The following is a 25,382-nucleotide window of genomic DNA, read 5'->3' as shown; positions in this document are numbered from 1 at the left end:
GTTGACAACACGAGTTGATACTTCCAGAACGCAGCCCCCGAGCCGAAGGAGGGTCTGATGGCAACTCGCCGCGACGTGGCGCGCCTGGCGGGCACCTCCGAGGCCCTGGTCAGCTACGTCCTCAACAACGGCCCCCGCAAGGTCGCCCCCGCCACCCGCGAGCGGATCCTCGCGGCGATAGACGAGCTCGGCTACCGCCCCAACGTGGTGGCCCGGTCCCTGAAGACCTCGCGGACCATGACCTTCGGGCTGGTCGTGCCCGACAACTCCAACCCCTTCTTCGCCGAGCTGGCCCGCGTCATCGAGGATGTCGGCTTCGCCTCCGGCTACACGATGCTGCTGGGCAACGCGATGGGTGACGACGCCCGCGAGGCGACGTACATCCGGACCCTGCTCGACCGGCAGGTGGACGGGCTCATCGTGGTCCCGATCCACGGCCCGCACAGTTGGGTCGCGGAGCTGTCCGAGCAGACGACCGTGCCCCGGCTGGTGCTCGACCGCGAGCTGGAGCTGCCGGGGGCGACGCAGGTGCTCACCGACAACGAGGGCGGCGCGTACCAGGCCACCTCCCATCTACTCGCTCACGGCCGGCAGCGGATCGGGTGCATTGCCGGACTGGAGGGTGTGCATCCGACGGTCGACCGGGTCGCGGGCTGGCGCCGGGCCCTCGTCGAGGCCGGGCGGGATCCGGAGAGCGCGTCGCTGACGCATGTGCCGTTCGGACGGGCCGACGGGTACCGGGCCGGCCGGCGGATGCTCGCGGAGGCGGGGCATCCGGACGCGCTCTTCGTGGCGAGTGACGAGCAGGCCATCGGCGTCCTGCGCGCCGCCGCCGAACTGGGACTGCGCGTCCCCGACGACGTGGCGGTCTGCGCCTTCGACGGTATCGACGGCAGCGAGTACACGGTGCCCGCGCTCACCACCATGCAGCAGCCCTTCGACGAGCTGGGCCGCTCGGCCGTCGAGTGGCTCCTGGCCAAGATCGCCGACCCCACCCTCCCGGTACGGCGCATCACCCACCCCACCACGCTGATCGCCCGCGGCTCCTGCGGCTGCCCGGACCTCGCCGGGGGCGACTCGATGATCGGCGAGCGCTTATAGCGACGGCGGGCGAGCGGGCAGAGCGGGTGACCGGTCACGGCTCCCGGCTCGCACCGAAATGCCCGACCGTACGCCGCGTACATCCCGTACGACTCGTACGACCCACCTGATCCGTACGACGGACTACGGCCTCACCGTGAGCCCCGGCTCACCTGGCCCCGACCTCAAACTCGGCCCCCGGTCCCGGACTTACGGACTCCCAGACTCCCGGTCTCCGACCCAGCCTCCCCCGGCCTCGGAGTCCGGGCCACCCCCGCGCCCCGCGCCCCGCGCCCCGCGCGGACCCCACGCCACCCCGTTTTGACGCAATGACGCGACGAAAGGCACTCCCATGAACACCAACGTCACCGCCGACTCCGGCGCCACCGCCAACCGCACCGCACGCAGAGTCCGTTCCGTCACCGCTGTCGCCGCCGCCGCGACGATGCTGCTGGTGGTGGCCGGTTGCGGCCGGGGCGGGGACAGCTCCGACAGCGGCAGCAAGTCGGGCGAGGCGAAGATCGCCATCGTCACCCGGAACTTCACCAACCCCTACTGGGCGGCGCTGCGCGACGGCGCGATAGCCGAGGGCAAGAAGCAGGGCGTCAAGGTGGAGGTCCAGGCGGGCGCGTCGGAGACCGACAGCACGGGTGAGAACGCCAAGATCTCCACCCTCGCGGGCCAGGGCTACAACTGCTTCGGCGTCGTACCGGTCAACGCCACCAACGTGATCACCCCGCTCGTCCCGGTAGCCCAGAAGAAGATCCCGATCCTCAACCTGGACACCCAGATCGACGCGAACGCCTCGAAGCAGGCCGGGGTGTCGTACGCCTCGTTCATCGGCTCGGACAACCTGTCGGCGGGTCAGCAGGCGGGCGAGGGCCTGCTGAAGCTCATGGGCGGCAAGGGCGAGGTGGCCATCCTCCAGGGCATCGCCGGTGAGCAGAACGGCATCAACCGCCAGAAGGGCTTCACGGAGAAGGTCGCGGGCAAGCTGGACATCGTCGCCACCCAGCCCGCCGACTACGACCAGGCCAAGGGGCAGACGGTCACCGAGGCCATCCTCAAGGCCCACCCGAAGATCACCGGTATCTTCGCCGCCAACGACACCATGGGTCTGGGCGCCGCGCAGGCGGTCCGCAACGCCGGCCTTACCGGCAAGGTCTCCATCATCTCGGTGGACGGCATCAGCGCCGCGCTGGAGGCGGTCAAGGCGGGCACCCTCAGCGGCACGATCTCCCAGTACCCGTACGCCGAGGGCCAGTTGGCCGTGCAGGCCTGCATCGACCTGGTCGCCAAGAAGAAGGTGCCCAGCCGGATCGTCGCCCCGATCGCCCTGATCGACTCCACCAACGTGGACAAGGCGATCAGCTCCGTCCCGCAGCCGTTCGTCCCGTTCGAAAACCCGCTCTCGGCCGGGAAGTGATCTGATCATGGCTGACACTCAGGCGCCGGGCCGGCTCGGCCTGGACTTCTCGGTCGAGGCGGCGGCACGCTACGCCGCCCCGATTGGGCTGGGCGTGGTGTTCCTCATCTTCTTCATCGCCACGCCCGACTTCCTCACGACGTCCAACATCAGCGACCTGCTGGTGTCGGCCTCGATCCTGCTGGTCCTCGCCATGGGCCAGCAGCTGGTGGTCACCGTCGCCGGTATCGACCTCTCGGTGGGCTCCAACCTGCCCTGGTCGGCGGCGGTCCTCGGGTACGCCTACACCAGTGGCTGGGGACTGACCGTCTCCGTCGGCCTGGCCCTGCTGGCCGGGCTGGCGGTGGGCGTAGTCAACGGTCTGCTGGTGGCCCGGCTGAACATGACCGACTTCATCGTCACCCTCGGCTCGCTCTCCGTGGTCAGCGGTCTCACCCTGCTGCTGACCAGCGGTAACACCGTCCCCGTGAACTCGGACTTCCTGCGCGCTCTGGCGATCAACGGCATCGGCCCGGTGCGCTGGTTCTGGGTACTGGCCTTCGTGGTGGCCGTGCTGGTGGGCTTCCTTCTCTACCGCACCCGTACCGGCACCTATCTGCTGTCGACCGGCGGCAACATCGAGGCCGCGCGGGGTGTGGGCATCCACGTCAACCGTATCCGGCTGATCGCGTACGCGAGTTCCGGGCTGGCCTGCGGGGTCGCGGCCGTGCTGTTCGTGGCCCGCACGGGCGGCGCCGACCCCAGCCTCCAGACCGACCTGCTGCTCAGCTCCATCGCGGCGGTGGTCCTCGGCGGGTCCAGCCTGTTCGGCGGGAAGGCCTCCGTGTTCGGCACGGTGACCGGCGCGTTGCTGCTCCAGAGCCTCATCAACGGGTTCACCCTGCTCGGCATCTCGCAGTACTACCAGCCCATCGCGGTCGGCACCGTCGTACTCGGCGCGGCCTTCATCTCCCGGTTCCAGAAGTAGGAGAAGCCAGCCATGACGGACACTCCGGCCCGTATGACGGGCACATCCTCCGCCGCCCCCGCCGCCACCCAGAGCGGCGCCTCGGCCAGTCAGGTCGTCTCGCCGCTCGTGGAGATCACCGGGCTGCGCAAGTCCTTCGGCGCGGTCCAGGCGCTCCAGGGCGTGGACCTGAAGCTGGCCCCCGGCGAGGTCACCGCGCTCCTCGGCGACAACGGCGCGGGCAAGTCCACGCTGGTGCGCTGTCTGACCGGTGTGCACCCGCAGGACGCGGGCGAGATCCGCTTCCGGGGCGAGCAGGTCCGGTTCCACTCCCCCGACGACGCCCGGCAGTTGGGCATCGAGACGGTGTACCAGACCCTCGGCCTCATCGAAGACCTCCCGGTCTGGCAGAACCTCTACCTCAACCACGAGCTGACCAGCGGCTTCGGCCCGTTCCGGGTGCTGGACAAGAAGTCCATGATCGCCCAGAGCAGCGACATCCTGTCCCGGCTGGACGTGAACGTGCCGAACGTACGGGCCACCGTGCGGCGGATGTCGGGCGGTCAGCGGCAGTGCATCGCCATCGCCCGCGCGGCCAACTGGGGCCGCACCCTGGTCATCATGGACGAGCCGACCGCAGCGCTGGGCGTCCGGGAGACGGCGGCCGTGGAGGAGCTCATCGCCCGGCTCCGCGAGGCGTCGGTGACCGTGCTGCTGATCAGCCACGACATGGCGCAGGTGCTCCGGGTCGCCGACACCGCGTACGTACTGCGCCGAGGCCAGACCGCCGCGCGGCGGACCATCTCCGCCACCACGGGTGACGAGCTGGTCGGGCTGATCACCGGGGCCGTGCAAGGGGACGCGCATGCCTGAGGCCGTGCCGGGTACGTCACCCCAGGTCGTGGTGATCGGCTCGGTGAACATCGACCACGTCGTCGTCGCCGACGCCTTCCCCTCCCCCGGCGAGACCCTCCTCGGCCGTACCGCGTACGTCACCCTCGGTGGCAAGGGCGCCAACCAGGCGGCCGCGGCGGCCTCCGGAGGCGTTCGTACGGCGATGATCGCCCGGGTGGGCGAGGACACCGAGGCGGACCGGGCCCGTGCCCGGCTGGTCGCCGGCGGAGTGGACGTCGAGGCGGTGACCACGGTGCCCGGCGCCGAGACCGGTACCGCGTGGATCACCACGGCGGCCGGCGACAACACCATCGTGGTGGTCGCCGGCGCCAACCACCAGTGGCCCTCCGAGGGCGACCCCACCGAGGGCCTCGGGGCTCAAGCAGCCGTCGTACTGGCCCAGTTGGAGATCCCGCTGGACGTCGTCCGCCGCGCGGCGGACGCCTGCCGGGGACGGTTCCTCCTCAACGCCGCCCCCGCCGCCGAACTCCCCGACGACCTGATCGCCCGCTGTGACGTGCTCATCGTGAACGAGCACGAACAGGCGGTGGTGTCAGGCCAGTTGGCGACAGACAAAGATGCTGAGGTCACGCCGGACGAAGCGTCCGTACGGAAGGCGCACGACGCGCTGCGCGCCCGGGGTGCCAAGGCCGTGGTCACCACCCTGGGCGAGGCGGGCGCCATCGTCACCGACGCCGACGGCGTCTCCACGGCGCTCCCGGCCGTCCCCGCGACCGTCGTGGACACCACGGGCGCCGGTGACGCCTTCGCCGGAGTGCTCGCCGCCCGGCTCGCCGCCGGTGACTCGCTCCTGGACGCCGCACGCCTCGGCATCGCCGCGGGCTCCCTGGCCGTACGGGTCTCGGGTGCGCCCCAGCAGTACGCCGGCCTGGCCGCGCTGCGCGCCCTCGCCCCCACCACTCCCCCTACCGAAACGGACTGAACCCGTGCAGCGCAAGGGCATCATCCACCGCGAGCTGGCCGGGCTGATCGCCGGTCTCCGCCACACCGACACCTTCGTGATCAGCGACGCCGGGCTCCCCCTGGCACCCGACACCCCCGTCGTGGATCTCGGCTACCGGTACGGCCAATCCCCGTTCCTGGACGTCGTCCAGACCGTGCTCAACGAGATCGTCGTCGAGCACAGCTGGGTGACCGACAAGATCCGCGAGGTCAACCCCACCGTCCACACCGGCCTGCGCTCCTTCGGGCTCGACCCCGAACCCATCGACCACGACGAGTTCAAGGCCAGGGTCCGGGACGTCAAGTTCGCCGTACGGACGGGCGAGGACACCTTCTACGCCAACGTGCTCCTCCGCGCGGGGGTCCCCTTCACCCCGTGACAGCCGCCTGCGTGACGGGCAGCCGGACCTGGAGGGAGGAGAACCGTGTGGTCGGGGCGGCGTTCTGGTTGTCGTCGCTGTGCAGTTCACGACGCAGCCCCGCCTGGCCCGAGCTTGCGCCCGTTCCGGCGCAGCGTGAGCTTCATAGTTGGTCACGGCAACTGTCTCCTGGCGGGAGACGCCAGCAGCACGTATGCGGCGCGAAATCGAAGTCGCCCAAGACCTCAACTCCCACCCCGAACTACCAGCCAATCCTCGACGCCAACCCGGTCGAGGGATGGCTGGTCATGCCGTCGGCGGAATGCACCGCCGAAGACCGCCCCGACCAGCTCCAAAAACCCTCACGGCTAAGGGAACTGGTGCAAGCACTCCTCAACGTGCTCGAGGTCGCACACGACTCCCACGCCGGGGGCTGGATGCAGTCGCGATGTTAAACCCTCCAATATCTTGCGGTTTGACGGTCGGTGGAGACTCGGCGACTGGGGCGTCGTACGCCGTCCTCGTGGACAGACCACATCCGACCGCACTCGGGCAGAAGTCGGCACCGACGGCTTTGCAGCGCCGGAATTGCTCATCAACGCGCACGAAGCCCCCCCCCCCGGCGGCGGACATATATGACGTTGGTCGCGCCATCTCCTAGGCGCTGACGGGAGACGTCCCCGCCATGACGCAGCAGCTCCTGCCCGCTGCGGGGCCGTGGAGGGACATCGTCCGCGCGGCGACCGCCCGCGACCCGCACAGTCGCCCCCAGACAGCCGCTGACCTGCGCAAGCTGATACAGGACAAGCTCGCCGGCCCGGTGCTGACTCCGGCAGCACGTGGCGAGTCCTTGCTGGCCGCTGCCCACAGCGGTCACCCTGGGCCCGTTGAGACCTTCCTGTCCTTCACCGCCGACCATCCTGAGGACCAGGCCCTCTACGTCGGGGTCCTCACTCAACTCAAGCCCGAGACCACGGCCGAAGGACTGGTACGTCTGCCAGCCGAGGCGGAACTGCTCATCGAAGCCCTGAGCTCTCATGCGGCGGGCCAGCAGCGTCGCATCTCGCACCCCGAGGCCTACCGCGCCATCCTCTGGCTCCAGCGGGTCGCCGCCTTCGCCGCGGCAGCCGGCTCCTGGGACCTCATGGACGAGGCGGCGCGCGCCATGTGCGTATGGGACGGCATATGGGACCAGTACCGGCCCCGGGACGTGATCGCCGCATGGCTGCTCACCCTGCGCGGCGAGGCCGCAGTCCTCATGGCGGCTGCCCTGGGCGACCACCCTGGCAGCGCGGCCCACTTCCGGATTCTTCGATCATTTGACTTGAGGGTGACGGGTCCAGTTCGTCGGCGGGTCGGCCCCGCCCTGCCATGGATGGTGCAGCGCATGGCGCAGGCCGTCAGCGGATGAGGAGAAGACCGCAACTGTAGGCGCGGGCAAGGCCGATGCCGTCGTTCAGAACGGTTACGAGGGTATGGGATCGGTGACGGTGAGACGGCCAAGCCTGCAGGCTGGTGCTTCTGAGGCTGCCGAGCATTCGGATGCTGAGAGTGTCAGGGTCCGTGGTTGCTCCGATCCGGGCGACACCGAGCTCCAAGACCGTCCTGACCGAGGTCGGCCCAGTAGAGACAACCGTGCCCTGCGGCCGCGACGGCTCCTTCGAACCGGAGATCATACTGGGGCGGAGGCGGGGCGTAGGAGTGCCAGCTGGTGCCGATGTGAGCCGTCGCATGAGACAGATGACGAAGCCCGCCGTCCCGGTAAGCCCACAGTGTTGCGTCAGTGCCAGATACGGCTCGAAAAGAGCCCCAGCCCCGCCGCTTCGGTCTGCTGCCAGACGCGCAGCAGCCCATCAAGCAGTGCAGCGGGGTCCTCGCCGTCGGCCAGCCAGTCCTCGATCCGGGCGAGGACCTGCTCCCGCTCGGCTCCCGCCAGATCCAGTGCCCTCTCCACTGCGGGCAGGCTACGGCTCACCTCGGCCGACGTCAGTAGCGCATCACCCGCCCAGCCTGGTAGCGCTCGAGCCCGCTGTGGGCCCACGGCATGGAAGAGAGCAGCGACCGGATTGTCTTTTCGAGCTCCCGCGAAAAACGGCTCGACGGCGTCGTCGTACCGATCCCACCAATCAAGAACGTGTAGTTCGCACGCGGCTTCCAGAGCGTCGAGCGGAGAGTCATTGACTAGCTCGTACAAGCGGGACGCTTCCACGGAGTAGTACCACCTGCCCTCCCAGACCGGCACCGCGCCGCCATAGCGGGCCACGTCGCTCTCCCACTGCGCCCACGCCTGCTGCGCCGACACCCTCGCGGCTACGGCCTCAATTGCCGGCACCGCTATTGGCGCAAGCGTCGCTACCTCCTCATCACGCAGCGCGATCACGCACCAGAAGCTGGACCTCCCCACGGCGCTACCTCTCCTCCGCCTGGGACACGCGCCTAGGTCTGCCCGAGGCGGATCCGAAGGAGACAAGAACGTACGACCGACACGCCCCTAGGTCTCGGCCGGACAAGCTCACCGCAACTTGGATTTCCATGCCCGCCATACTGCCGTCCAGCACTGACAATGCTGTTCGCAGCAGCTTCCGGCGGTCGTGGGTGGCAGCACGCCCCCAGTTGTCACTGACCGCCCGCGGGCCGGACCCAAGCCCACCCGCCAGCGCCAGTCAGGACAGACCCTCGGCCTGAGGGCGGGCCCGCTGGTACCGTCGCTCGTATGGACCAGAACGGACCCCAGGTGTCAGCCTTCGACCCAGAGGAATACGCGCGCGTCCAGCAGGCCGCCCAACTCGTCGGCAAGTCGCCCGAGGCCTTCGTCCGTGACGCGGCCCTCGCTGCCGCCGCCGACCCTTTCATCAAGGCGCTGGGGAAGACCCGCGACCGCGTCGCGCAGCTCGCCGACGTCTTCACTGCCCAGGACTCACCCCCAGTCGACCCCCGCACCGCTGAGTGGCCCGACCCCGCTCCCATGGGCAGCCGCGACCTGCACGAGATCCAGCAGCACGGTCACGCCGCGTGACCCGATTCCTCACCCCGCAAGAACTCCTACAGATCGCCCAGAACCTCCCCGGAGACCCAGACTGTCTCGACCTGGGGGTACTGGATGCCGTCTGCGCCCGCGCCCAAGCGCACTACATGGGCCGCGATGTGTACGCGAGTGACTGGCTCAAGGCCGCGGCAATGCTGGAGGCCACCGCGCTGCACGAGCCGCTTGAGGCGAGAAACGAGTTCTTTGCCTGGCTGGTCGCCGAGACGTACTCGGCCTCCGACTCCACGGAGAGCAACAGGGCGCCGTCGACGGCGGTGAGCGAGCCGGTGCCGTCCTGGAAGCGCAGCCGGCCCTGGCCGGACTGCTCGTCCCAGCTGGTCTCGCTGCGCCGGCCCAGATGGGAGGCGAGCTGCTTGGCGTAGCGGTGCGGCCGGTCGGTGCTGACGCGGGCTTCGGAACGGGGCATGGCGTACTCCACGGGATCACGTGTGCGGCGAACCTCTCGATGGTGCCGCAGAGGTGGGCCGGCAGGACCCCTTCCCACCTGCCGCACTTCGCAAAGTTGTCGGTGGTCGGCCCGTACGAAGTCGTCCCATACGAAAAGGGCCCTCACAGGCAACTGCCTGCGAAGACCCTTCGCACCGTCGGGACGACAGGATTTGAACCTGCGACCCCTTGACCCCCAGTCAAGTGCGCTACCAAGCTGCGCCACGTCCCGGTGGCCGTCTGACCTGGGGTTTCCCCTGGCCGAACGCGCATGGAAACCATACCGCACTCAGGCCGGTGGTCGCGCACCCCTTTCACTTGACCTCAACCTTGCTCGAGGTTGCACGATCGTCCACATGACGATCACCGAGGAACGCGGTCGGGCCCACGGGTACACCGACCTGCCCCGGCTCATGGGGCTGATGACGGGCGACGAGAAGCACGGGCCGGCGGCGACGTCCACGCTGGACGTGCTGTGGGTCCTGTACGACCGGGTGCTGCGGGTGGGGCCCGAGCGGCCGGACGACCCCGGGCGGGACAGGTTCCTGCTGTCCAAGGGACACGGCCCGATGGCGTACTACGCGGTGCTGGCCGCCAAGGGCTTCGTCCCGGTGGACTGGCTGCCGGGCTTCGGCTCGTACGACTCACCGCTCGGGCACCACCCCGACCGGGTGCTCGTCCCGGGGGCCGAGATCGGCAGCGGCTCCCTGGGGCACGGGCTGCCGATCGCCGTGGGCACGGCTCTGGGGCTGCGCGCCCAGGGCCTGGACGAGCCCCGGGTGTGGGTGCTGGTCGGGGACGCCGAGCTGGACGAGGGCAGCAACCACGAGGCGATCGCCTTCGCCGGGCCCGCCGGGCTCGAACGCCTGCACACCGTGGTGATCGACAACTCCTCCGCCAGCCACGCCCTGCCCGGCGGCATCGCCGCCCGCTTCGAGGCAGCCGGCTGGTCCGCGGTCACGGTCGACGGCCGGGACCACGAGGCGCTGTACGCCGCCTGCACCGCCCCGCACCCGGGCCGGCCGCACGTGGTGGTGGCCCGGGTCGAGCCGAAGTCCGTCTGACGTCCACCGTCTCCTGTTTCTCGTCCGTGCCCGACGCCTCCGGAAAGGCCCCCACCTCCATGGACACCATGCGTGACCGTCTCGCCCCCGTCGTCTCCCGCCTGCTCGACGAGGATCCGCGGGTCGCGGTCGTCCTCGCCGAGATCGGAAAGGACGCCTTCACCGAGGCGTACCGACGGCACCCCGACCGGGTCGTCAACGTCGGGATCCGCGAGCAGCTCCTCGTCGGGGCGGCCGCGGGAATGGCCCTGACGGGGCTGCGGCCCGTCGTGCACACCTTCGCCAGCTTTCTCGTCGAGCGGCCCTTCGAGCAGGTCAAGCTGGACCTCGGACACCAGGACGTCGGGGCCGTGCTGGTGAGCGCAGCCGCCTCCTTCGACTGGCCCGCGGGCGGGTACACCCACATGGCTCCCGGGGACGTGGCCCTGCTCGACACCCTCGACGGCTGGACCGTGCATGTGCCGGGCCATCCGGACGAGGCCGAGACACTCCTGCGGCACGCGGTGGCCGCGGGCGACGACAAGGTGTACGTACGGCTGTCCGTGCAGGCCAACCGGGAAGCGCTCGCGGTGGACGGTGCCCACTTCCGCACGGTCCGCGAGGGCCGCCGCGGCGTCGTCGTCGCCGTCGGACCGATGCTGGACGCGGTCCTCACTGCTGTCGCGGGCCTCGACGTGACCGTGCTGTACGCGACGACCGTGCGGCCCTTCGACGCGGCCGGGCTGCGCCGGGCCACCGCGGCGGCCGGTACCGACGTCGTGCTCGTCGAGCCGTACCTGGCGGGCACCTCGACGGGGGCCGCGGGCGACGCCCTCACCGATCTCCCCCACCGGGTGCTGGGCCTCGGGGTGGGCCGTCGCGAGCTGCGGCGTTACGGCCGCGTCGAGGAGCATGTCGCCGCGCACGGCCTCGACGCCGGGTCCCTGCGGGAGCGGATCGACGGGTTCGTCGGGGGTGGGGTGGTGGCCGGGCGGGCGTGACCCACCCGGAAGGAGTCGGCTGCCCTGCCGGCTTGTGGCTTCTCAGGTGTCCGTGGGAGCCGAGGCCCCCTCCACCCCGGCTCCCACGCTCACTTCGGATCATGGCACGCGGCACTGACAACGCCCGAGGGGATGTCACTTCGCGGGCGGCAGTCCCAACTCCGGGTGGGCGTCGAGCAGTCGGGGCGGTGCCGCCTGGCGCCAGGAGTCGGCGAGGATGTCCCGCAGCTCCTCCTCGTCCTCCAGCGCGGCGAGGCGGGCCCGCACCCAGGCGAACTGCGCCTCGTGGTCGGCGATCCAGAACTTCGCCGGCTCGGCCAGCACCAGTTCGTCGCGCTCCTCCTTGGGGCAGCGCACCGCGAGGGAGGTCTCCTCCTCGGGAAGCGTGGCGAACATCTTCCCCGCGACCCGGAACGTGGGCATGCTCCAGGCGATCTTCTCCGTGGTGTCCGGCAGGGACAGGGCGATTCTTCGTGCGTCTTCGGCGTCCGGCATGACAGGCACCGTAGTGGCTTCCACTGACAATCACCTGGTGAGAGCGCCGACTCGGCTCCCCGCCGGCGCTTGAACGCGCTTGTAGTAGAGCGTGGTCGGACGCAGCACCCCGGCCGGGTCCGCCGCGTAGTCGGGGATGACACCGGCCCGGGTCCAGCCCGCTGTGGTGTAGAGGCGTTCGGCGAGACTGTCGGTCTCCGTGTCCAGATGGAGGAGCCAGACGCCCGCCCCGGCGGCCGCGGACTCGGCGGTCGCCAGCAGTCTGCGGCCGAGGCCACGGCCGCGCGCCCGCCGGTGCACCATCAGCTTGACCAGTTCGGCGCGGTGACGGCTGTTGGGCTTGTCGGGGAAGGCCAGGCTCACGGTGCCGAGCGTCCGGCCGCCGTCGTGCGCGGCCCACACCGCGAGCCGTCCCGCGGCGACGCCCTCCGCCCGCTCCCGCCACCATTCGGCGGCGGTGTCCCGGTCGAGCGGGGCGAGGAATCCGATCGAGGCCCCGTCGTCCACGGTGTCCACCAGCAGTTCGGCCAACGCGTCGACACGGTCGAGCAGTTGGGTCCCGTCCAGTCGGTCCACGATCACGGCAGCACCACCGCCAGCACGTACCGCACCTGCTCGGGGCCCGCGCAGCGGAACCTCGTCGGCCCCCAGACGCGCAGCCGCAGACAGTCCCCGGCGTCGAGACGGTGCCCGGTGTCCTGTGCCGTCACCTCAAGCTCTCCTTCGAGGACCCAGATGTGCTGTTCCAGGCCGGGTACGGGCGGCCGGTCGTAGGCGATGTCGGCGCCCGGGGCGAGGCGGCCCTCGACGAGCTCGCCGCGCAGCCCGGCGTGCGGCGGGGACACGGACCGCCGTACGAACCCGGAGGCCCGGTCCTGCCACACCTGCTGGTCGGCGGCCCGCAGGAGCAGGGCGGGCTCGGCCTCGACCTCGCTGAGCAGTTGGGACATGGTGCGCCCGTAGACGCCGCACAGCCGGTTGAGCAGCGCGGCCGTGGGGCTGATCTCGGCCCGTTCGGCCCTGGACAGGGTCGACTTGCTCACCCCGCTGCGTTCCGCCAGCTCCCCCAGCGACCAGCCGTGTGCGGCCCGCAGCTCGGCCAGTCGGGCACCGAGACGGGTGTCCACGGGGTCCGGCCCGGTCTCCGTGACATCGTGTTTCATATTCGGGAAGCTATCCCATATGCGAGACGTCCGTCCACGGCCCTGGTCACTCCCGTCCACCGAAGGCCGCCAGCGTCCGCTCCAGCGCGGGCAGCGCCCGCACCACCCGCTTCGAGCGGATCAGCAGGTCCCAGACGGGCTCGAACTTCTTCCAGCCGCCGGCGTAGGCGAGGTGCCGCAGTCGTTCGTGCGGTCCAGGCTGTGCCGCGGCACCTCGCCAGATGTTGGACCAGCGGTAGAAGTCGCGGTAGGCCCGCCAGTAGCCCTCCTCCAGCTGACGTGGCGTCATTCCTCTGGGCTCGTAGACGACATGACGGGTGTCGTAGAGGTCCCAGTCGCGGTGCACGATGCGGTCCTCGGCCTCCAGCTGCTTCCACAGCCCGGTCGAGGGGTAGGGCGTCATGATGTGGAAGGTCGCCGTCTCGACGCCCTGTCCGACGGCCCACTCCACGGTGCGGTCGAAGACGTCGGGGCCGTCCTGGTCGAGACCGAAGACGAAGCTGGCGTTGACCATGACCCCGGCGTCGTGCAGCCGTCGGACCGCCGCGTCGTAGTCCGTGCCGATGTTCTGGTTCTTGCGGCGCTCGGCGAGGTTGGCGCCGTTGACCGTCTCGAAGCCCACGAACAGACTGCGCAGCCCCGCTTCGACGGCACGCTCCAACAGGTCCGGTTTCAGGACGGAGTTGACGGTCCCGGCCGCCTGCCACAGCCGCCCCATGCCCTTCATGCCGTCGAACAGGGCCTCGGCGAAGCGTCTGTTGCCGAGCAGATGGTCGTCGAGGAAGTAGAGGTGACGGCCGGGCAGCCGGTCGATCTCGGCGAGGGCGTCGTCGACGGTCTGGGTGTAGAAGGACTTGCCGCCCTCGAAGAAGGCGTCCTTGTAGCAGAAGTCGCAGTGGTGCGGGCAACCCCGTGACACCACGAGGGAGTTGGGCACGAGATAGAGATGACGCTTGATCAGGTCACGGCGGACGGGCGGCAGTCCGGCCAGGGTGCGCAGCGTCGAGTCGTAGCGGCGGGCGGGGGCGCCGTCACGGAAGTCCTTGAGGAACAGCGGCCAGACGTCCTCACCGGGGCCGGTGAAGATCGTGTCGGCGTGGGCGGCGGCCTCGTCGGGGAGCGAGGTGACGTGCAGGCCGCCCATGACGACATGGACGCCGCGGGCGCGGAAGTGGTCGGCTATCTCGTAGCTGCGGCGGGCCGAGGTGATGTACGGCTGCACGACCAGCAGGTCGGGGGTGGCGAGGGCTTCGAGGTCGAGGCGTTCCACGTGTTCGTCGTGGAGCGTGACCTCGTCGTCGGGGTCCAGGTAGCCGGCCAGGGTGGCGAGGCCGAGCGGCGGGAACAGCGAGTACTTGACGGGCCGGAACAGCGGGCTGGTCGCCTCGGTCAGGGCCGGAAGAATCATCGTCACACGCATGTCAGTCCAGACACCCGGGGACGATGGCCGGTTCCCGACGGTGGCCGGTTCCCGGCGGTCGCTACCCCTGTGCGGCCTCTCCGAGCGCGTCCAGCACCGGGCGGATCAGCGGGTGCTCCGCCGCTCCCCGTCGCACGGCCGCGAAGACCCGCCGGGTGGGAGCCACGCCGTCGACCGGGCGGACCACCACACCGGTGAGGTCCATGCCGATCAGCGCCGAGCGGGGCACGAGCGCGACGCCCGCGTCGGCGGAGGCGAGGGCCACGACGGCGCGGAAGTCGTCCGAGGAGTGTTCGAGACGGGGCTGGAAGCCGGCGCTCTCGCAGGCGAGGACGACCACGTCGTGGCAGGGGTTGCCGGGGTAGGGGCCGATCCACGGGTCCTTGGCGAGCCCCGCGAGGGGGACCTCGGCGGCGTCGGCGAGGCGGTGGGTGACCGGGACGACCGCGTCGAAGGGCTCGGCGTACAGCGGCACGTGGGTGAGCCGGGGGTCGTCGGCGGACGGGGCGCCGCGGTACTCGACGGCCACGGCGACGTCGACCTGCCGGTCGAGGACCATCGGCAGGCTGGCGTCCCCCTCGGCGTCCTGGACGCGGATGCGGATGCCGGGCGCCGTCACGGCGAGGCGGCCCACCGCGGGCGCCACGACCAGGGCGATGCCGGTCGCGAAGGAGGCGACGGTCACGGTGCCGGCGGCGCCCGAGCGGTAGGCGGCGAGCTCGGCCTCGGCCCGCTCCAGCTGGGCGAGGACCGCGTTGGTGTGGCTGAGCAGGATCTCACCGGCCGGGGTGAGCCGTACGCCCTTGGCGCCGCGCTCGACCAGCCGGTGACCGGTCTCCTGCTCCAAGGCGGTCAGCTGCTGTGAGACCGCCGAGGGCGTGAGGTACAGCGCGGCGGCAGCCGCGGTCACCGTGCGGTGGTCTGCCACCGCACGGAGGATGTGGAGCCGCCGCGCTTCGATCATGCGAACGATTATCGCAATATGTCCGGCCGGTCCGAACCGCCGGCCTCCGAACCGCCGGCCTCCGCGCCGTCAGCCCTCGATGCCCTCGAGTTCCGCGCGCGCCGCCACGAACGCGTCGACCGCCCGGTTCACGTCGTCCGTGGAGTGCGCCGCGGACAGCTGGACCCGGATCCGGGCCTGCCCCTGCGGCACGACGGGGTACGAGAAGCCGATCACGTACACGCCGCGCTCCAGGAGCAGCTCGGCCAGCCGGCCCGCCTTCCCCGCGTCGCCGATCATCACGGGCGCGATGGCGTGCTCACCGGGCAGGACGTCGAAGCCCTCGTCGGTCATCCGGCGGCGGAACAGGGCGGTGTTCTCGGCCAGCCGGACCCGCAGGTCGTCCGCCGCTTCCAGCAGGTCGAGAACCTTCAGGGAGGCGGCGGCGATCACCGGGGCGAGGGTGTTGGAGAAGAGGTACGGCCGGGAGCGCTGGCGGAGCAGGGCGACGATCTCCGCGCGGGCGGCGACGTAGCCGCCGGAGGCGCCTCCGAGGGCCTTGCCCAGGGTGCCGGTGATGATGTCGACGCGGTCCATGACGCCGTGCAGCTCGGGGGTGCCGCGGCCGCCGGGGCCGACGAAGCCGACGGCGTGGGAGTCGTCGACCATGACCATGGCGTCGTGGCGGTCGGCGAGGTCACAGATCTCGCGCAGAGGTGCCACATAGCCGTCCATGGAGAAGACGCCGTCGGTGACGATCAGCTTGCGCCGGGCTCCCGCGGATTCCTTCAACTGGCGTTCCAGGTCGGCGAGATCACGGTTGGCGTAGCGGAAGCGGCGGGCCTTGGAGAGACGGATGCCGTCGATGATGGAGGCGTGGTTCAGCGCGTCCGAGATCACCGCGTCCTCGGGGCCCAGCAGCGTCTCGAACACACCCCCGTTGGCGTCGAAGCAGGAGGAGTAGAGGATCGTGTCCTCCTGGCCGAGGAAGGCGGACAGCCGCGCCTCCAGCTCCTTGTGCACCTCCTGCGTGCCGCAGATGAAGCGCACGGACGCCATGCCGTAGCCCCAGCGGTCCAGGGCCTGGTGGGCGGCGGCTACCACCTCGGGGTGGTCGGCGAGGCCGAGGTAGTTGTTGGCACAGAAGTTGAGCACCTCGCCGGGGCGACCGCCCGCGGTGACGTTCACGGTCGCGGACTGCGGGGTGCCGATGACGCGCTCGGGCTTGTGCAGTCCGGCCGCGCGGATCTCGTCGAGGGTGGCGCGGAGGTCGTCGCGCACGGAGTCGAACATCAAAAGCTCCTAGGAATGCAGATGACTTACGCGGTCCAGTCGAGGATGACCTTGCCGCCACGGCCGCTCGCCGCGTCCGCGAACGCGGCCTCGAAGTCCCGGTAGCCGTAGCGGCCGGTGATCACGGGGGCCAGGTCGAGGCCGCCCTCCAGGAGCACCGACATCGCGTACCAGGTCTCGAACATCTCGCGGCCGTAGATCCCCTTGATGGTGATCATCGAGGTGACGATCCGTGCCCAGTCGACCGGGAACTCGTCGGCCGGCAGCCCCAGCATGGCGATCCGGCCGCCGTGCGTCATGTTGGCGATCATGTCCCGCACTGCCTCGGGGCGACCGGACATCTCCAGGCCGACGTCGAAGCCCTCGCGCAGGCCCAGGCGGCGCTGGCCGTCGCCGATGGTCGACTCCCGGACGTCTAGGGCGAGGCTCACACCGATCTTGCGGGCCAGCTCCAGCCGCTCCTCGCTGACGTCGGTGATCACGACGTTCCGGGCGCCCGCGTGCCGGGCGACGGCGGCGGCCATCAGCCCGATCGGCCCGGCACCGGTGATCAGGACGTCCTCACCGACCAGGGGGAAGGACAGCGCGGTGTGCACGGCGTTGCCGAACGGATCGAAGATCGCGGCGACGTCGAGGTCGACGGGCACCCGGTGCACCCACACGTTGGCGGCGGGCAACGCGACGTACTCGGCGAACGCTCCGTCGCGGCCGACTCCGAGCCCGACCGTGGCCCGGCACAGGTGGCGCCGCCCGGCGAGGCAGTTGCGGCACTTGCCGCACACCAGGTGGCCTTCGCCGCTGACCCGGTCGCCCGTCTTGATGTCGGTGACGTCACGGCCGGTCCCGACGACCTCGCCGACGAACTCGTGCCCGAGGACGAGCGGTGTGCGGATCGCCTGTTGCGCCCAGCCGTCCCAGGACCGGATGTGCAGGTCGGTGCCGCAGATCCCGGTGCGCAACACCTTGATCAGTACGTCACCGGGTCCGACTTCGGGCTCGGGCACGTCCGCGAGCCACAGCCCCGGCTCCGCCTTCTCCTTGACCAGCGCCTTCAACGCAACGGCTCCTGTGCGTGGGTCCCCGGCGCCGGGCACGCCGATGCGGCCCGCTCTCGGGGAGTGGAGTGGAATCGCTCAGCAATCTGCCGTACGGCGGCACCGCCGGTCCATCGAGGATTTCTTAAGCGGAGCCACAGCTCTGCTTCACACCACCCGCTTCTTCCCCCGTCCGCACGGCGGTCGTGCCAGACTCGCCTGCGGAACGACGGCCCGGCGTCGCCGCCCGCATTCGGCAGACTCACTTGGAGCGTTCATGAACACAGCCCGCGACCTGTCGATCGTCACCGTGGAGGTGGAGACCGACCGTCCGCTGGAGCAGGGGGACCTGTCGCTCGCTCTGGCCGGCGCCGAACTCATCGATCTCGTCGAGGCGGGCGCCGTGGTGCTGGACGGGGACCGGATCGCGCCGGGCGCTCAACCGGCTACCGGGGACCGCCTGTTGGACGAGGCAGCCGGGTCGCTCGTCCGCACGCAACCGTACGAGTCGGTTGAGGACTGGCTGTGGCGGCGGGGCCGTGGGCTGGCCGCGGTCTACCTCGCCGAGTTGGAGAAGGAAGGCCTGGTCACCCAGGCACGCGGGCGTCTGCTGCCCGTCCGTACCGGCAGGAAGGCCCTGGCCGCCTCACCGGAGCGGCAACGCGCCGAGGGACGTCGGGCGTCGGAGGAGCCCGTCCTCGCCGCCCTGACGGCCGCGCTCGGGATCCGCGACGAGCCGGCCGACGGCTCCTTCGACCTCACCGACGACTCGGTCGTCACCGTGCTGACCACGGTCGGCGACGCGGTCACGGAGCTGGAGGCCGTGCGGCAGCGGCGAACCGTCGAGCAGGCGGCCTTCGACAACATCTGGCGAGGCGTGTGACGCGGTCGTCGACGGACCGGGTTCGACGCAGGGGGACGTGACCGAGGGGGACGTCGACGTCCACCTCGGCGTAGAGCCGTTCACCGAGTCGTGCGTCGAGCCGCCCCCTGCCAGAGGGCCCGTCTCTAGAAGATCCCGTCGGCTTCCCGCCGCGCCAGCCGCCCCACCAAGTCCGCCGCCGTCGACTTGATCGTGTCCAGCCCGGCCTTCCCCCAGGCTCGCGGCTCGATGTCGGCGACGCACACGGTGCCCAGCACCATCCCCGAGGAGTCGATGAGCGGAGCGCCCAGATAGGAGCGGATCCCGAACTCGTCGACGACCGGATTGCCCGCGAACCTCGGATAGTCGCGCACGTCCTCCAGCACCAACGCCTTGCGCCGGACGACCACATGGGGACAGAACCCGTGGTCGCGCTCCATGGAGCGGCCGATCTCCGGCTTGACCTCGTCGGAGGCCGTGCGGGGCGCGACGAGGGGCACGCGCAGGCCCGCGAAGAACTGGCGGTGCTCGTCAATGAAGTTGATCATGGCGTACGGCGCCGAGGTGCGCTCCGCGAGATGGTCCGCGAAGGCGTCGAGCGCCGGCTCCGGATGCTCTCCCAGCCCCAGGCCACGCAGCCGCCGCGTACGGGCGGGCGCCTCCTTGTCCTCGGGCGTGAGCAGCAGTCGACCGGCCGGGCGGGGCAGGTCGTAGGTCATGGGCGGGCTCCGTCGCTGTGGACATACGTCATGTGCGGCTCCGTTGCGGGGTGTGCGGGGGTCACCTGTGGGCGCCGTGGCTCGGCGCGGGCGCCGGGCTGTGGGCGATCAGGTGCCGTACCAGGGTCAGCAGGGTCTGGACCCCCGAGCTGGAGATCCGGGCGTCGCAGCGCACGACGGGGATCTGCGGATCCAGGTCGATGGCGGCGCGGACCTCCTCGGGGTCGTAGCGGTACGAGCCGTCGAACTCGTTGACCGCGACGATGAAGCCGAGGCCACGCTGCTCGAAGAAGTCGACGGCGGCGAAGCACTCCTCCAGACGCCGGGTGTCGGCGAGGATGACCGCGCCGAGCGCGCCCTCGGACAGTTCGTCCCACATGAACCAGAACCGCTCCTGCCCGGGCGTGCCGAACAGGTAGAGGACGTGTTCCGGGTCGAGGGTGATGCGGCCGAAGTCCATGGCCACCGTCGTCTCGACCTTGTTCTCGATCCCCTCGAGGCTGTCGGTCGCGGCGCTGACCGTGGTGAGCAGTTCCTCCGTACTGAGGGGGGCGATCTCGCTGACCGCGCCCACGAACGTCGTTTTGCCTACTCCGAACCCTCCGGCCACCAGGATCTTGAGTGCGGTGGGGAAGGGATCAGAGCTGTCGTCGTAGTCCATCGAGCACTGCCTCCAGAAGGGCCCGGTCAGTCGGGTTGTGGGTGAACTCGGGTGGCTTGGTGGTCAGCGCCCCGCAGTCGACGAGGTCCGCCAGCAGCACCTTGGTGACCACCGCCGGCAGTTTCAGGTGCGCGGCGACCTCGGCGACCGAGACGGGGGCGCGGCACATGTCGAGCACCTGCGCGTGTTCGGGACCGAGGTAGCCGAGGGGGGTCGCTCCGGTGGCCATCACGTGCGACAGCAGGTCGAGCACGATGGAGGGCCGGGTACGGCCGTTGCTGACGGTGAAGGGGCGCACCAGCCGTCCGGCCGCGTCGTCGAGCCAGGGCCCGTCGCCGGCCGCGGCCACGCTCAAGGCCTCATCGCCGACGGTTCGACGGCGTGCTGACGGGGCGCGGTCACCAGGTAGGGGCGGACGCTCTTGACCAGCATGGCCATCTCGTAGCCGAGCACCGCCGCGTCGGCCTCGCGGCCGGCCAGCACGGCCAGGCAGGTGCCGGAGCCGGCGGTGGTCACGAACAGCAGGGTGGCGTCGAGTTCGACGACGACCTGACGCACGTCGCCGCCGTCGCCGAAGCGGACGCCCGCGCTGCGGCCCAGGGAGTAGAGGCCGGAGGCCAGGGCTGCCATGTGGTCGGCGCTGTCGGGGTCGAGGCCGTGGACCGACTTCACGAGCCCGTCGCAGGAGAGGAGGACCGCACTGGTGGTGTGCGGTACACGCTGCACGAGGCCGCTCATCAGCCAGTCGAGATCGGATACATGGCCGGTCGGCGCTTCGCTCGCCATGGTGGATCGACTCCTTGAGGTACGAAGGTCTGCGGGAGCGGTGGGGGGTGGGGTGAACGCGGGGGTGGTCATCCGGCGGGTGCGCTCCCGTCGTGCCGGGTGCCGTGGTCGAGGTCGAGGCCGGGCGCGGCCACGCCGTCCCACACGCCGTGTCCGTCGTGCGTACCGGGCCCGCGCAGGGGGCGCGGCTCGGTTATGTGCGACGGAGCCATGGGACGTACGTCCATGGAGGGCGCGTTCGCCATGTCGGTGAGGTCCGTGTGGTCGAGGTCGAGCGGGGCGAGGAGCGGCGGAGGGATCGGCGGGGCCGCGTGAGCGATGCCCTGAGGTGCCGATGCCCTGGAGGGGAGATCCGTGGGCGCGCCCTCCATGTGGGTGCCCTCCGCGTGGGGGCCGTCCATGTGCGGGCCCGCCATGTGCCCCGGCTCCATGTGCCGGGCCTCCGGGTGCCGGGTCTCCAGGTACGCGTCCTCCACGGTGCCCGACCCACTCGGCAGCGCGGTGCCCGACCCGGAGGGTGCCGTCGGCTCACCGTGGGCCGTCTCCAGGTGCTGCTGGGCCTCGGCGAGGCCGACGCCGCGCTGGAAGGCGGCCATCAGGCCCGGGTCGTGGCCGGCCAGGTAGTCCGATTCCTGGCGGGGTGCGGGACCGTCGCGCAGTTGGGGCGCGATGTGCTCCTGGGCGCGGCGCCGGGGCAGCTGGGGCTTGCCCATGGTGCCCCGCACGGCGCCGTTGCGAGGGGTGGGAGGTCCGGAGACGTGCTCCGCGACGAGGTGCCGGTGGTCCGGCCGTACGCCGGGCACGGCCTCCGCGGGAGTCGGCCGCTGCTCACGCGCCCCGCGCACGGGCAGCGGCGGCGGCGGTCCACTGGCATCGCCACTGCCAGTCCCACTGCCAGTCCCACTGCCACTGCGCATGTTCCGAGCAGGCGGTGCCGGCGGTGCCGTCCGAGCGGTGTCCCGCTGCCGAGGGCGCGGCGGACTCCCCGGCGTGTTCTGGGCGCCCCGCGTCGCCGGGCGCCCCGGCTCGGCCCCGGCCTGCGGAGGCAGTTGCGGCGGCACGGCGACGGAAGGTCCCGTCCCGCCCGCCGGGTCCGCGTCCGGCGCCTGCGGTACGGCTCCGGCGGCGCCCGGCGCCGTGCCCAGCAGCGCCTGGGGCACGACCAGGACGGCCTGGACCCCGCCGTAGATGTTGGTCTGGAGCCGGACGTGGATGCCGTGCCGCTTGGCGAGTTGGGAGACCACGAACAGCCCGATGCGGCCGTCGGCCAGCAGGCTCGCCACGTTGACCTGGTCCGGGTCGGAGAGCAGGGCGTTCATCCGGCTCTGCTCACCGACGGGCATCCCGAGCCCGCGGTCCTCGACCTCGACGGCCAGCCCCGAGGTGACGAGGTTGGCCCGCAGGAGTACCTGGGTGTGCGGGGCGGAGAACACCGTGGCGTTCTCGACGAGTTCGGCCAGCAGGTGGATCACGTCGGCGACGGCGTGGCCGCGCAGGGTGCCGTCGATCGGCGGCACCAGCTTGACGCGTGAGTACTGCTCGACCTCGGCGATGGCGGAGCGCAGCACCTCGGTCATGGAGACGGGGTTGCTCCACTGCCTGCGGGAGACGGCCCCGCCGAGCACGGCGAGGTTCTCGGCGTGGCGGCGGATGCGGGTGGCGAGGTGATCGACGTGGAAGAGACCCTTGAGGAGGTCGGGGTCCTCGATCTCGTTCTCGAGTTCGTCGAGGATGGAGATCTCGCGGTGCACGAGCGACTGCAGACGCCGGGCGAGGTTGAGGAAGACCTCGAGTTTCTGTTCGCTGCCCGTCTGGCTGGAGAGCTGCGAGGCCTGCACGACGGCACTGACGGCGCCGTCGTGGGCGCGTGTGAGGTCGGCGGCGAGCAGCTCGAAGTCGTCGGCGTCCTCGGACGGGCCACCGCGCGGCTTGCGCTGGGGCGGGCCCTCACCGCGGCGCAGGGAGTCGACCAGGGCGCGCAGGTCGGCCTCGCCACGTGCGCTGCTGCGGCGCAGTGCACCGACGCGGTCGCTCACCGACGTGGCGGCGCGGTTGGCGGCCACGGCGGCGATGATGATGCCCGCGCAGGTCACGGAGGCGGCCCCGGTGAGCACGCCCCACAGGGTGAGGCTGGGCCGGGCGCCGGTGGAGCGGACGGTGAACAGCACGGCGGCGCAGGCGCTGAGCGCGACGGCGACCGGCGGCAGCACGGCCAGGCGCAGCAGTTGGGGCCGTATGTGGGTCTCGGGCAGCGCGGGAACGGCTCGGGCGGCCGGCCGGCCGTGCCGCCCGCCCTCGCGGCGGTCTGCGCGTGGGGCCGGGGCGCGGAGGTGAGACATCGGTGTCCTCGTCGTACTGGTCCGTCGGGCGGGGTCGCCCTGGGCTCGCTGCTGCACAGGTCGGATGCGTACGCGGGCAGGCGCATGCGGGTGTCGATCGACAGACCGAACTTTTCGGCCCCGCGTCGCCCGACGGACACTGACAGTAGTCGGCAAGGCAACATGTGCGGTGGGCAGTTGACAAAGTCCCACGGCGAGCGTCCCGCTCTGGTATGAGGCCTCGTACGACAGACCGATAAGCGCGACGGGTCCGCGCCCTCATCGGATCAGGGTTCGATCCATGCTGGTCAGAACCGGTCACGAACGAACAGCGGGTCCCCGAGAGGACCGAGCGGTCGCCTTGATCCGGACGTCGCCCGGCGCGCCGCTCCCCACGCCGTTCCGGCCGCGCGCCGGCGTGCGAGCCTCCCCGATACGGCGCATGCCCGCCCGAGAGATTCACTCTCCGTAGTGAACGCGATGGTCCTGTCGTGCGCCCTGTCGTTACTCATCGACGAGATCGACAAGGCAGACCTCGATCTGCCCAACAGCCTGCCGTGGCCGCTCGGTTCGCTCTCCGTGCCCGGGTCGTGGGGCGACCGCAGCCAGGCGACCGTCGCCGACAGGCACGCTCCGCTGGGTCGTCATCACGACCAACGACGAGGTCACGACCAACGACGAGCGGGAGCCGCCGCGGCCGCTCCTGCGCCGCCGCATCGCGTTCGAACGGGACCCGCCCGACCGGCGGCACCTTCTCCAGGTGGGTGCCCACCGAGAATGCAGAATTGACTGGCGGCCGTGTCCACCAGCGGGGACACAGCGAACTTCCAGGGCACCCGGCTCAGACTCGCACCCTCCGGCGACCACCGACCAGGGTCGGAGAACCGTCGCCCCCAGGCCACTGGCCAGGCTCACGAACCCGACGGACTCGGTGCCACCGACCAGGTTCGGGAAACCGACCAAGCCCCGGCACCCGTCCTGGCCTGGCCTGGCCAGGCCAGGCGACCCGCCGCATCGCCGCCGACCCGAGCTCGGACACCCTCGGGCCCAGGCGACCGACCGGGCTCGAGCATCGGCGCGGACGCGGGCACTCAGGGCGGGACGTTCACGGACGGCGCCGGGCGCGACCGCACGCTGCGGCTGCCCGGAGCGGGCGGTTCGGTCGGATGCTCGAAGGCGGGACGGTGGCCGGGGCCGGCTGGTTCCAGGAATCCGGTTGAGTGCCGGGGCGGACGAGCCTGCCCGTCACCCCGCCGGCACCACCTCGGGCTCGCCCGACCCCTCCCCCTTGCCCTCCGGCACCGCGCCGGTCGGGCCTGTCGCTGCCCGGGTCGGCGATTCGGCCGGGGGCGAGGCCTCCGCCGCCCGGTCCGCGGGCCAACCGCCCGCCGGTTCGAGGGCCACGCCTCGCCACCAGGGGTCGGTCGGCACGCTTTCGGCCGTGGGTTCGAAGGGCTCGCCGGGCCGGGGCAGGGCGACGGGAGCCTTGACCGCGCGGGCGGCCGCGACGGTGCCCTCGCCGGGATCGGTCCACGCGTGCGTCGCGAGGTTGAAGGTGGCCCAGTGGATCGGCAGCAGCACGCCGTGCGGCTGTCCGCCCTGGAGGTCGAGGTGGGCCCGCACGCCCTCCTCGGGCGTCATGTGGATGTCCGGCCAGAACTCGCTGTAGGCACCGATCTGGATCATCGTGGCGTCGAAGGGGCCGTGCTCGGTGCCGATGTCCCCAAAGCCCTCGAAGTAGCCGGTGTCACCGCTGTGGTAGACCCGGTGCTCGTCCCCGGCGACGACCCAGGAGGCCCACAGCGTGTGCTGGGTGTTGCGCAGCCCACGGCCACAGAAGTGGCGGGCCGGGGTGGCGGTCAGGGTGAGCCCGCCGATCTTCGTCGCCTCGTGCCAGTCCAGCTCGCGCAGGCGGTCCGCGGACACACCCCAGCGTTCGAGGTGGGCACCGACGCCAAGCGGCACGGCGAACAGCGTGTCCGTGCCGGCCAGCGCCTTGATCGTCGGCATGTCCAGGTGGTCGTAATGGTCGTGCGAGATCACGACGACGTCGACCGGGCCCAGCGCGGCGAGCGGCAGCGGGACCGGGTGCAGCCGCTTCGGCCCGGCGAAGGCGAACGGGGAGCAGCGCTCACCCCAGACGGGGTCGAAGAGCACCCGGTGCCCGTCGATCTCGGCGAGCACACTGGAGTGGCCCATCCAGGTCAGCCTGAGCCCGGTGGCCGGGGCCGCGGCGAGGTCGGCGTACGTGGTGGAGTGCACCGGGATCGTGCCCTGCGGGGCGCGCCGGATCCGCTCGTCCTTGTCGAAGAAGGTCTTCGCGAACTCCAGCGTGGACCCGGAGGGCCGGGTGCGGGCGGTGCCCCCGGGGTTCTGGAAGACCCCGTCCTTGAAGTGCGGCGATCTGCGGATACGCGCCATGCGCTCACCGCTCGGGTCCGCGCCGAAGGCCGCGGGCCGCAGCGCGCGAAGCCCGGAGCTCGGGGAACGGAAACCGGTCACGG

Annotated in this window: 26 protein-coding genes, 1 tRNA gene and 2 pseudogenes; 13 read left to right on the top strand and 16 right to left on the bottom strand. The window is 71.1% G+C overall.

What is annotated here, in order from left to right:
* Nucleotides 1-57 precede the first annotated feature (57 nt).
* The 9 genes and pseudogenes from AQJ84_RS04320 to AQJ84_RS45220 form a co-directional block, all read left to right on the top strand.
* Nucleotides 58-1,101, top strand: coding sequence for a LacI family DNA-binding transcriptional regulator (locus AQJ84_RS04320; RefSeq protein WP_051870072.1), 1,044 nt, complete (start codon nucleotides 58-60; stop codon nucleotides 1,099-1,101).
* Nucleotides 1,102-1,432: 331 nt separating this feature from the next.
* Nucleotides 1,433-2,506, top strand: a complete 1,074-nt coding sequence (locus tag AQJ84_RS04315) for a sugar ABC transporter substrate-binding protein (RefSeq protein WP_053193341.1) — start codon at nucleotides 1,433-1,435, stop codon at nucleotides 2,504-2,506.
* A gap of 7 nt (nucleotides 2,507-2,513) precedes the next feature.
* On the top strand, nucleotides 2,514-3,473 hold the full coding sequence (locus AQJ84_RS04310) for an ABC transporter permease (protein ID WP_008736101.1): 960 nt from the start codon (nucleotides 2,514-2,516) through the stop codon (nucleotides 3,471-3,473).
* Between the two features lie 12 nt (nucleotides 3,474-3,485).
* Nucleotides 3,486-4,325, top strand: a complete 840-nt coding sequence (locus AQJ84_RS04305; protein ID WP_079022765.1) for an ATP-binding cassette domain-containing protein — start codon at nucleotides 3,486-3,488, stop codon at nucleotides 4,323-4,325.
* Nucleotides 4,318-5,289, top strand: a complete 972-nt coding sequence (locus tag AQJ84_RS04300) for a ribokinase (protein WP_037803561.1) — start codon at nucleotides 4,318-4,320, stop codon at nucleotides 5,287-5,289. Before AQJ84_RS04305 ends, AQJ84_RS04300 begins: the two co-directional genes overlap by 8 nt.
* A 4-nt stretch (nucleotides 5,290-5,293) precedes the next feature.
* On the top strand, nucleotides 5,294-5,689 hold the full coding sequence (gene rbsD / locus AQJ84_RS04295) for a D-ribose pyranase (protein ID WP_030042307.1): 396 nt from the start codon (nucleotides 5,294-5,296) through the stop codon (nucleotides 5,687-5,689).
* A gap of 435 nt (nucleotides 5,690-6,124) precedes the next feature.
* Nucleotides 6,125-6,307: pseudogene (locus AQJ84_RS45050) on the top strand (hypothetical protein); the annotation flags it as partial.
* A 46-nt stretch (nucleotides 6,308-6,353) separates the two neighbouring features.
* Nucleotides 6,354-7,079, top strand: a complete 726-nt coding sequence (locus tag AQJ84_RS04290) for a serine/threonine-protein kinase (protein ID WP_030042306.1) — start codon at nucleotides 6,354-6,356, stop codon at nucleotides 7,077-7,079.
* Between the two features lie 182 nt (nucleotides 7,080-7,261).
* Nucleotides 7,262-7,360, top strand: a pseudogene (locus tag AQJ84_RS45220) (transposase); the annotation flags it as partial.
* 88 nt (nucleotides 7,361-7,448) lie between these two features.
* Here AQJ84_RS45220 and AQJ84_RS42875 read toward each other — a convergent pair.
* Nucleotides 7,449-8,048: a hypothetical protein gene (locus tag AQJ84_RS42875; RefSeq protein WP_157875031.1), complete on the bottom strand. Its 600-nt coding sequence runs from the start codon at nucleotides 8,046-8,048 to the stop codon at nucleotides 7,449-7,451.
* A gap of 333 nt (nucleotides 8,049-8,381) precedes the next feature.
* Between AQJ84_RS42875 and AQJ84_RS04280 the strand changes: the two genes are divergently transcribed.
* Nucleotides 8,382-8,684: a hypothetical protein gene (locus AQJ84_RS04280; protein ID WP_030042304.1), complete on the top strand. Its 303-nt coding sequence runs from the start codon at nucleotides 8,382-8,384 to the stop codon at nucleotides 8,682-8,684.
* A gap of 112 nt (nucleotides 8,685-8,796) precedes the next feature.
* On the opposite strand, the gene AQJ84_RS40500 is transcribed toward AQJ84_RS04280, so the two are convergent.
* The gene (locus AQJ84_RS40500; protein WP_078632145.1) at nucleotides 8,797-9,120 is read right to left on the bottom strand and encodes a DUF2218 domain-containing protein; all 324 of its coding nucleotides are present in this window, start codon (nucleotides 9,118-9,120) and stop codon (nucleotides 8,797-8,799) included.
* 178 nt (nucleotides 9,121-9,298) lie between these two features.
* Nucleotides 9,299-9,372, bottom strand: a tRNA-Pro gene (locus AQJ84_RS04270).
* A 124-nt stretch (nucleotides 9,373-9,496) separates the two neighbouring features.
* On the opposite strand from AQJ84_RS04270, the gene AQJ84_RS04265 reads away from it, so the two are divergent.
* Both AQJ84_RS04265 and AQJ84_RS04260 read left to right on the top strand, forming a co-directional pair.
* Nucleotides 9,497-10,204 carry a thiamine pyrophosphate-dependent enzyme gene (locus tag AQJ84_RS04265; protein WP_053193337.1) on the top strand — a complete coding sequence of 236 codons (708 nt, stop codon included), beginning with the start codon at nucleotides 9,497-9,499 and terminating at the stop codon, nucleotides 10,202-10,204.
* Between the two features lie 59 nt (nucleotides 10,205-10,263).
* On the top strand, nucleotides 10,264-11,184 hold the full coding sequence (locus AQJ84_RS04260) for a transketolase family protein (RefSeq protein ID WP_030042300.1): 921 nt from the start codon (nucleotides 10,264-10,266) through the stop codon (nucleotides 11,182-11,184).
* A gap of 135 nt (nucleotides 11,185-11,319) precedes the next feature.
* On the opposite strand, the gene AQJ84_RS04255 is transcribed toward AQJ84_RS04260, so the two are convergent.
* From AQJ84_RS04255 to tdh, 7 genes are all read right to left on the bottom strand, one after another.
* Nucleotides 11,320-11,679: an MmcQ/YjbR family DNA-binding protein gene (locus tag AQJ84_RS04255; RefSeq protein ID WP_030042299.1), complete on the bottom strand. Its 360-nt coding sequence runs from the start codon at nucleotides 11,677-11,679 to the stop codon at nucleotides 11,320-11,322.
* A gap of 30 nt (nucleotides 11,680-11,709) precedes the next feature.
* Nucleotides 11,710-12,261: a GNAT family N-acetyltransferase gene (locus tag AQJ84_RS04250; RefSeq protein WP_030042298.1), complete on the bottom strand. Its 552-nt coding sequence runs from the start codon at nucleotides 12,259-12,261 to the stop codon at nucleotides 11,710-11,712.
* Entirely contained in the window at nucleotides 12,258-12,842 is a 585-nt protein-coding gene (locus tag AQJ84_RS04245) for a helix-turn-helix domain-containing protein (RefSeq protein WP_030042297.1), read from the bottom strand. The genes AQJ84_RS04250 and AQJ84_RS04245 overlap by 4 nt, the downstream gene beginning before the upstream one ends.
* A gap of 46 nt (nucleotides 12,843-12,888) precedes the next feature.
* Nucleotides 12,889-14,250 carry a B12-binding domain-containing radical SAM protein gene (locus AQJ84_RS04240; protein ID WP_225889071.1) on the bottom strand — a complete coding sequence of 454 codons (1,362 nt, stop codon included), beginning with the start codon at nucleotides 14,248-14,250 and terminating at the stop codon, nucleotides 12,889-12,891.
* Nucleotides 14,251-14,323: 73 nt separating this feature from the next.
* Complete coding sequence (locus AQJ84_RS04235) at nucleotides 14,324-15,226, bottom strand: LysR family transcriptional regulator (protein WP_053193335.1); 903 nt, start codon at nucleotides 15,224-15,226, stop codon at nucleotides 14,324-14,326.
* A 69-nt stretch (nucleotides 15,227-15,295) separates the two neighbouring features.
* Nucleotides 15,296-16,498: a glycine C-acetyltransferase gene (locus AQJ84_RS04230; protein WP_030042294.1), complete on the bottom strand. Its 1,203-nt coding sequence runs from the start codon at nucleotides 16,496-16,498 to the stop codon at nucleotides 15,296-15,298.
* Nucleotides 16,499-16,524: 26 nt separating this feature from the next.
* Nucleotides 16,525-17,553, bottom strand: a complete 1,029-nt coding sequence (tdh, locus tag AQJ84_RS04225) for an L-threonine 3-dehydrogenase (protein ID WP_030042293.1) — start codon at nucleotides 17,551-17,553, stop codon at nucleotides 16,525-16,527.
* 256 nt (nucleotides 17,554-17,809) lie between these two features.
* On the opposite strand from tdh, the gene AQJ84_RS04220 reads away from it, so the two are divergent.
* Nucleotides 17,810-18,415 (top strand): GOLPH3/VPS74 family protein, encoded by a 606-nt coding sequence (locus AQJ84_RS04220; protein WP_030042292.1) that lies wholly within the window; start codon nucleotides 17,810-17,812, stop codon nucleotides 18,413-18,415.
* A gap of 125 nt (nucleotides 18,416-18,540) precedes the next feature.
* Here the strand turns inward: AQJ84_RS04220 and AQJ84_RS04215 are convergent, their stop codons facing one another.
* The 6 genes from AQJ84_RS04215 to AQJ84_RS04185 form a co-directional block, all read right to left on the bottom strand.
* A complete protein-coding gene (locus tag AQJ84_RS04215) occupies nucleotides 18,541-19,113 on the bottom strand; it encodes a GAF domain-containing protein (protein WP_030042291.1) in 573 nt (190 codons plus the stop codon).
* 61 nt (nucleotides 19,114-19,174) lie between these two features.
* A complete protein-coding gene (locus AQJ84_RS04210) occupies nucleotides 19,175-19,774 on the bottom strand; it encodes a GTP-binding protein (protein WP_030042290.1) in 600 nt (199 codons plus the stop codon).
* Nucleotides 19,752-20,123: a DUF742 domain-containing protein gene (locus tag AQJ84_RS04205; RefSeq protein ID WP_030042289.1), complete on the bottom strand. Its 372-nt coding sequence runs from the start codon at nucleotides 20,121-20,123 to the stop codon at nucleotides 19,752-19,754. Before AQJ84_RS04205 ends, AQJ84_RS04210 begins: the two co-directional genes overlap by 23 nt.
* Before the next feature lie 2 nt (nucleotides 20,124-20,125).
* Nucleotides 20,126-20,560: a roadblock/LC7 domain-containing protein gene (locus tag AQJ84_RS04200; RefSeq protein WP_030042288.1), complete on the bottom strand. Its 435-nt coding sequence runs from the start codon at nucleotides 20,558-20,560 to the stop codon at nucleotides 20,126-20,128.
* A 68-nt stretch (nucleotides 20,561-20,628) separates the two neighbouring features.
* Nucleotides 20,629-22,899: a sensor histidine kinase gene (locus AQJ84_RS04195; protein ID WP_079022762.1), complete on the bottom strand. Its 2,271-nt coding sequence runs from the start codon at nucleotides 22,897-22,899 to the stop codon at nucleotides 20,629-20,631.
* 1,224 nt (nucleotides 22,900-24,123) lie between these two features.
* Nucleotides 24,124-25,380, bottom strand: coding sequence for an MBL fold metallo-hydrolase (locus AQJ84_RS04185; RefSeq protein WP_053193332.1), 1,257 nt, complete (start codon nucleotides 25,378-25,380; stop codon nucleotides 24,124-24,126).
* Nucleotides 25,381-25,382 lie beyond the last annotated feature (2 nt).

The organism is Streptomyces resistomycificus (genome assembly GCF_001514265.1).
Lineage (GTDB): Bacteria > Actinomycetota > Actinomycetes > Streptomycetales > Streptomycetaceae > Streptomyces > Streptomyces resistomycificus.
The sequence above is the reverse complement of the archived record's forward strand: the minus strand, read 5'-3'. Positions and strand labels throughout refer to the sequence as shown.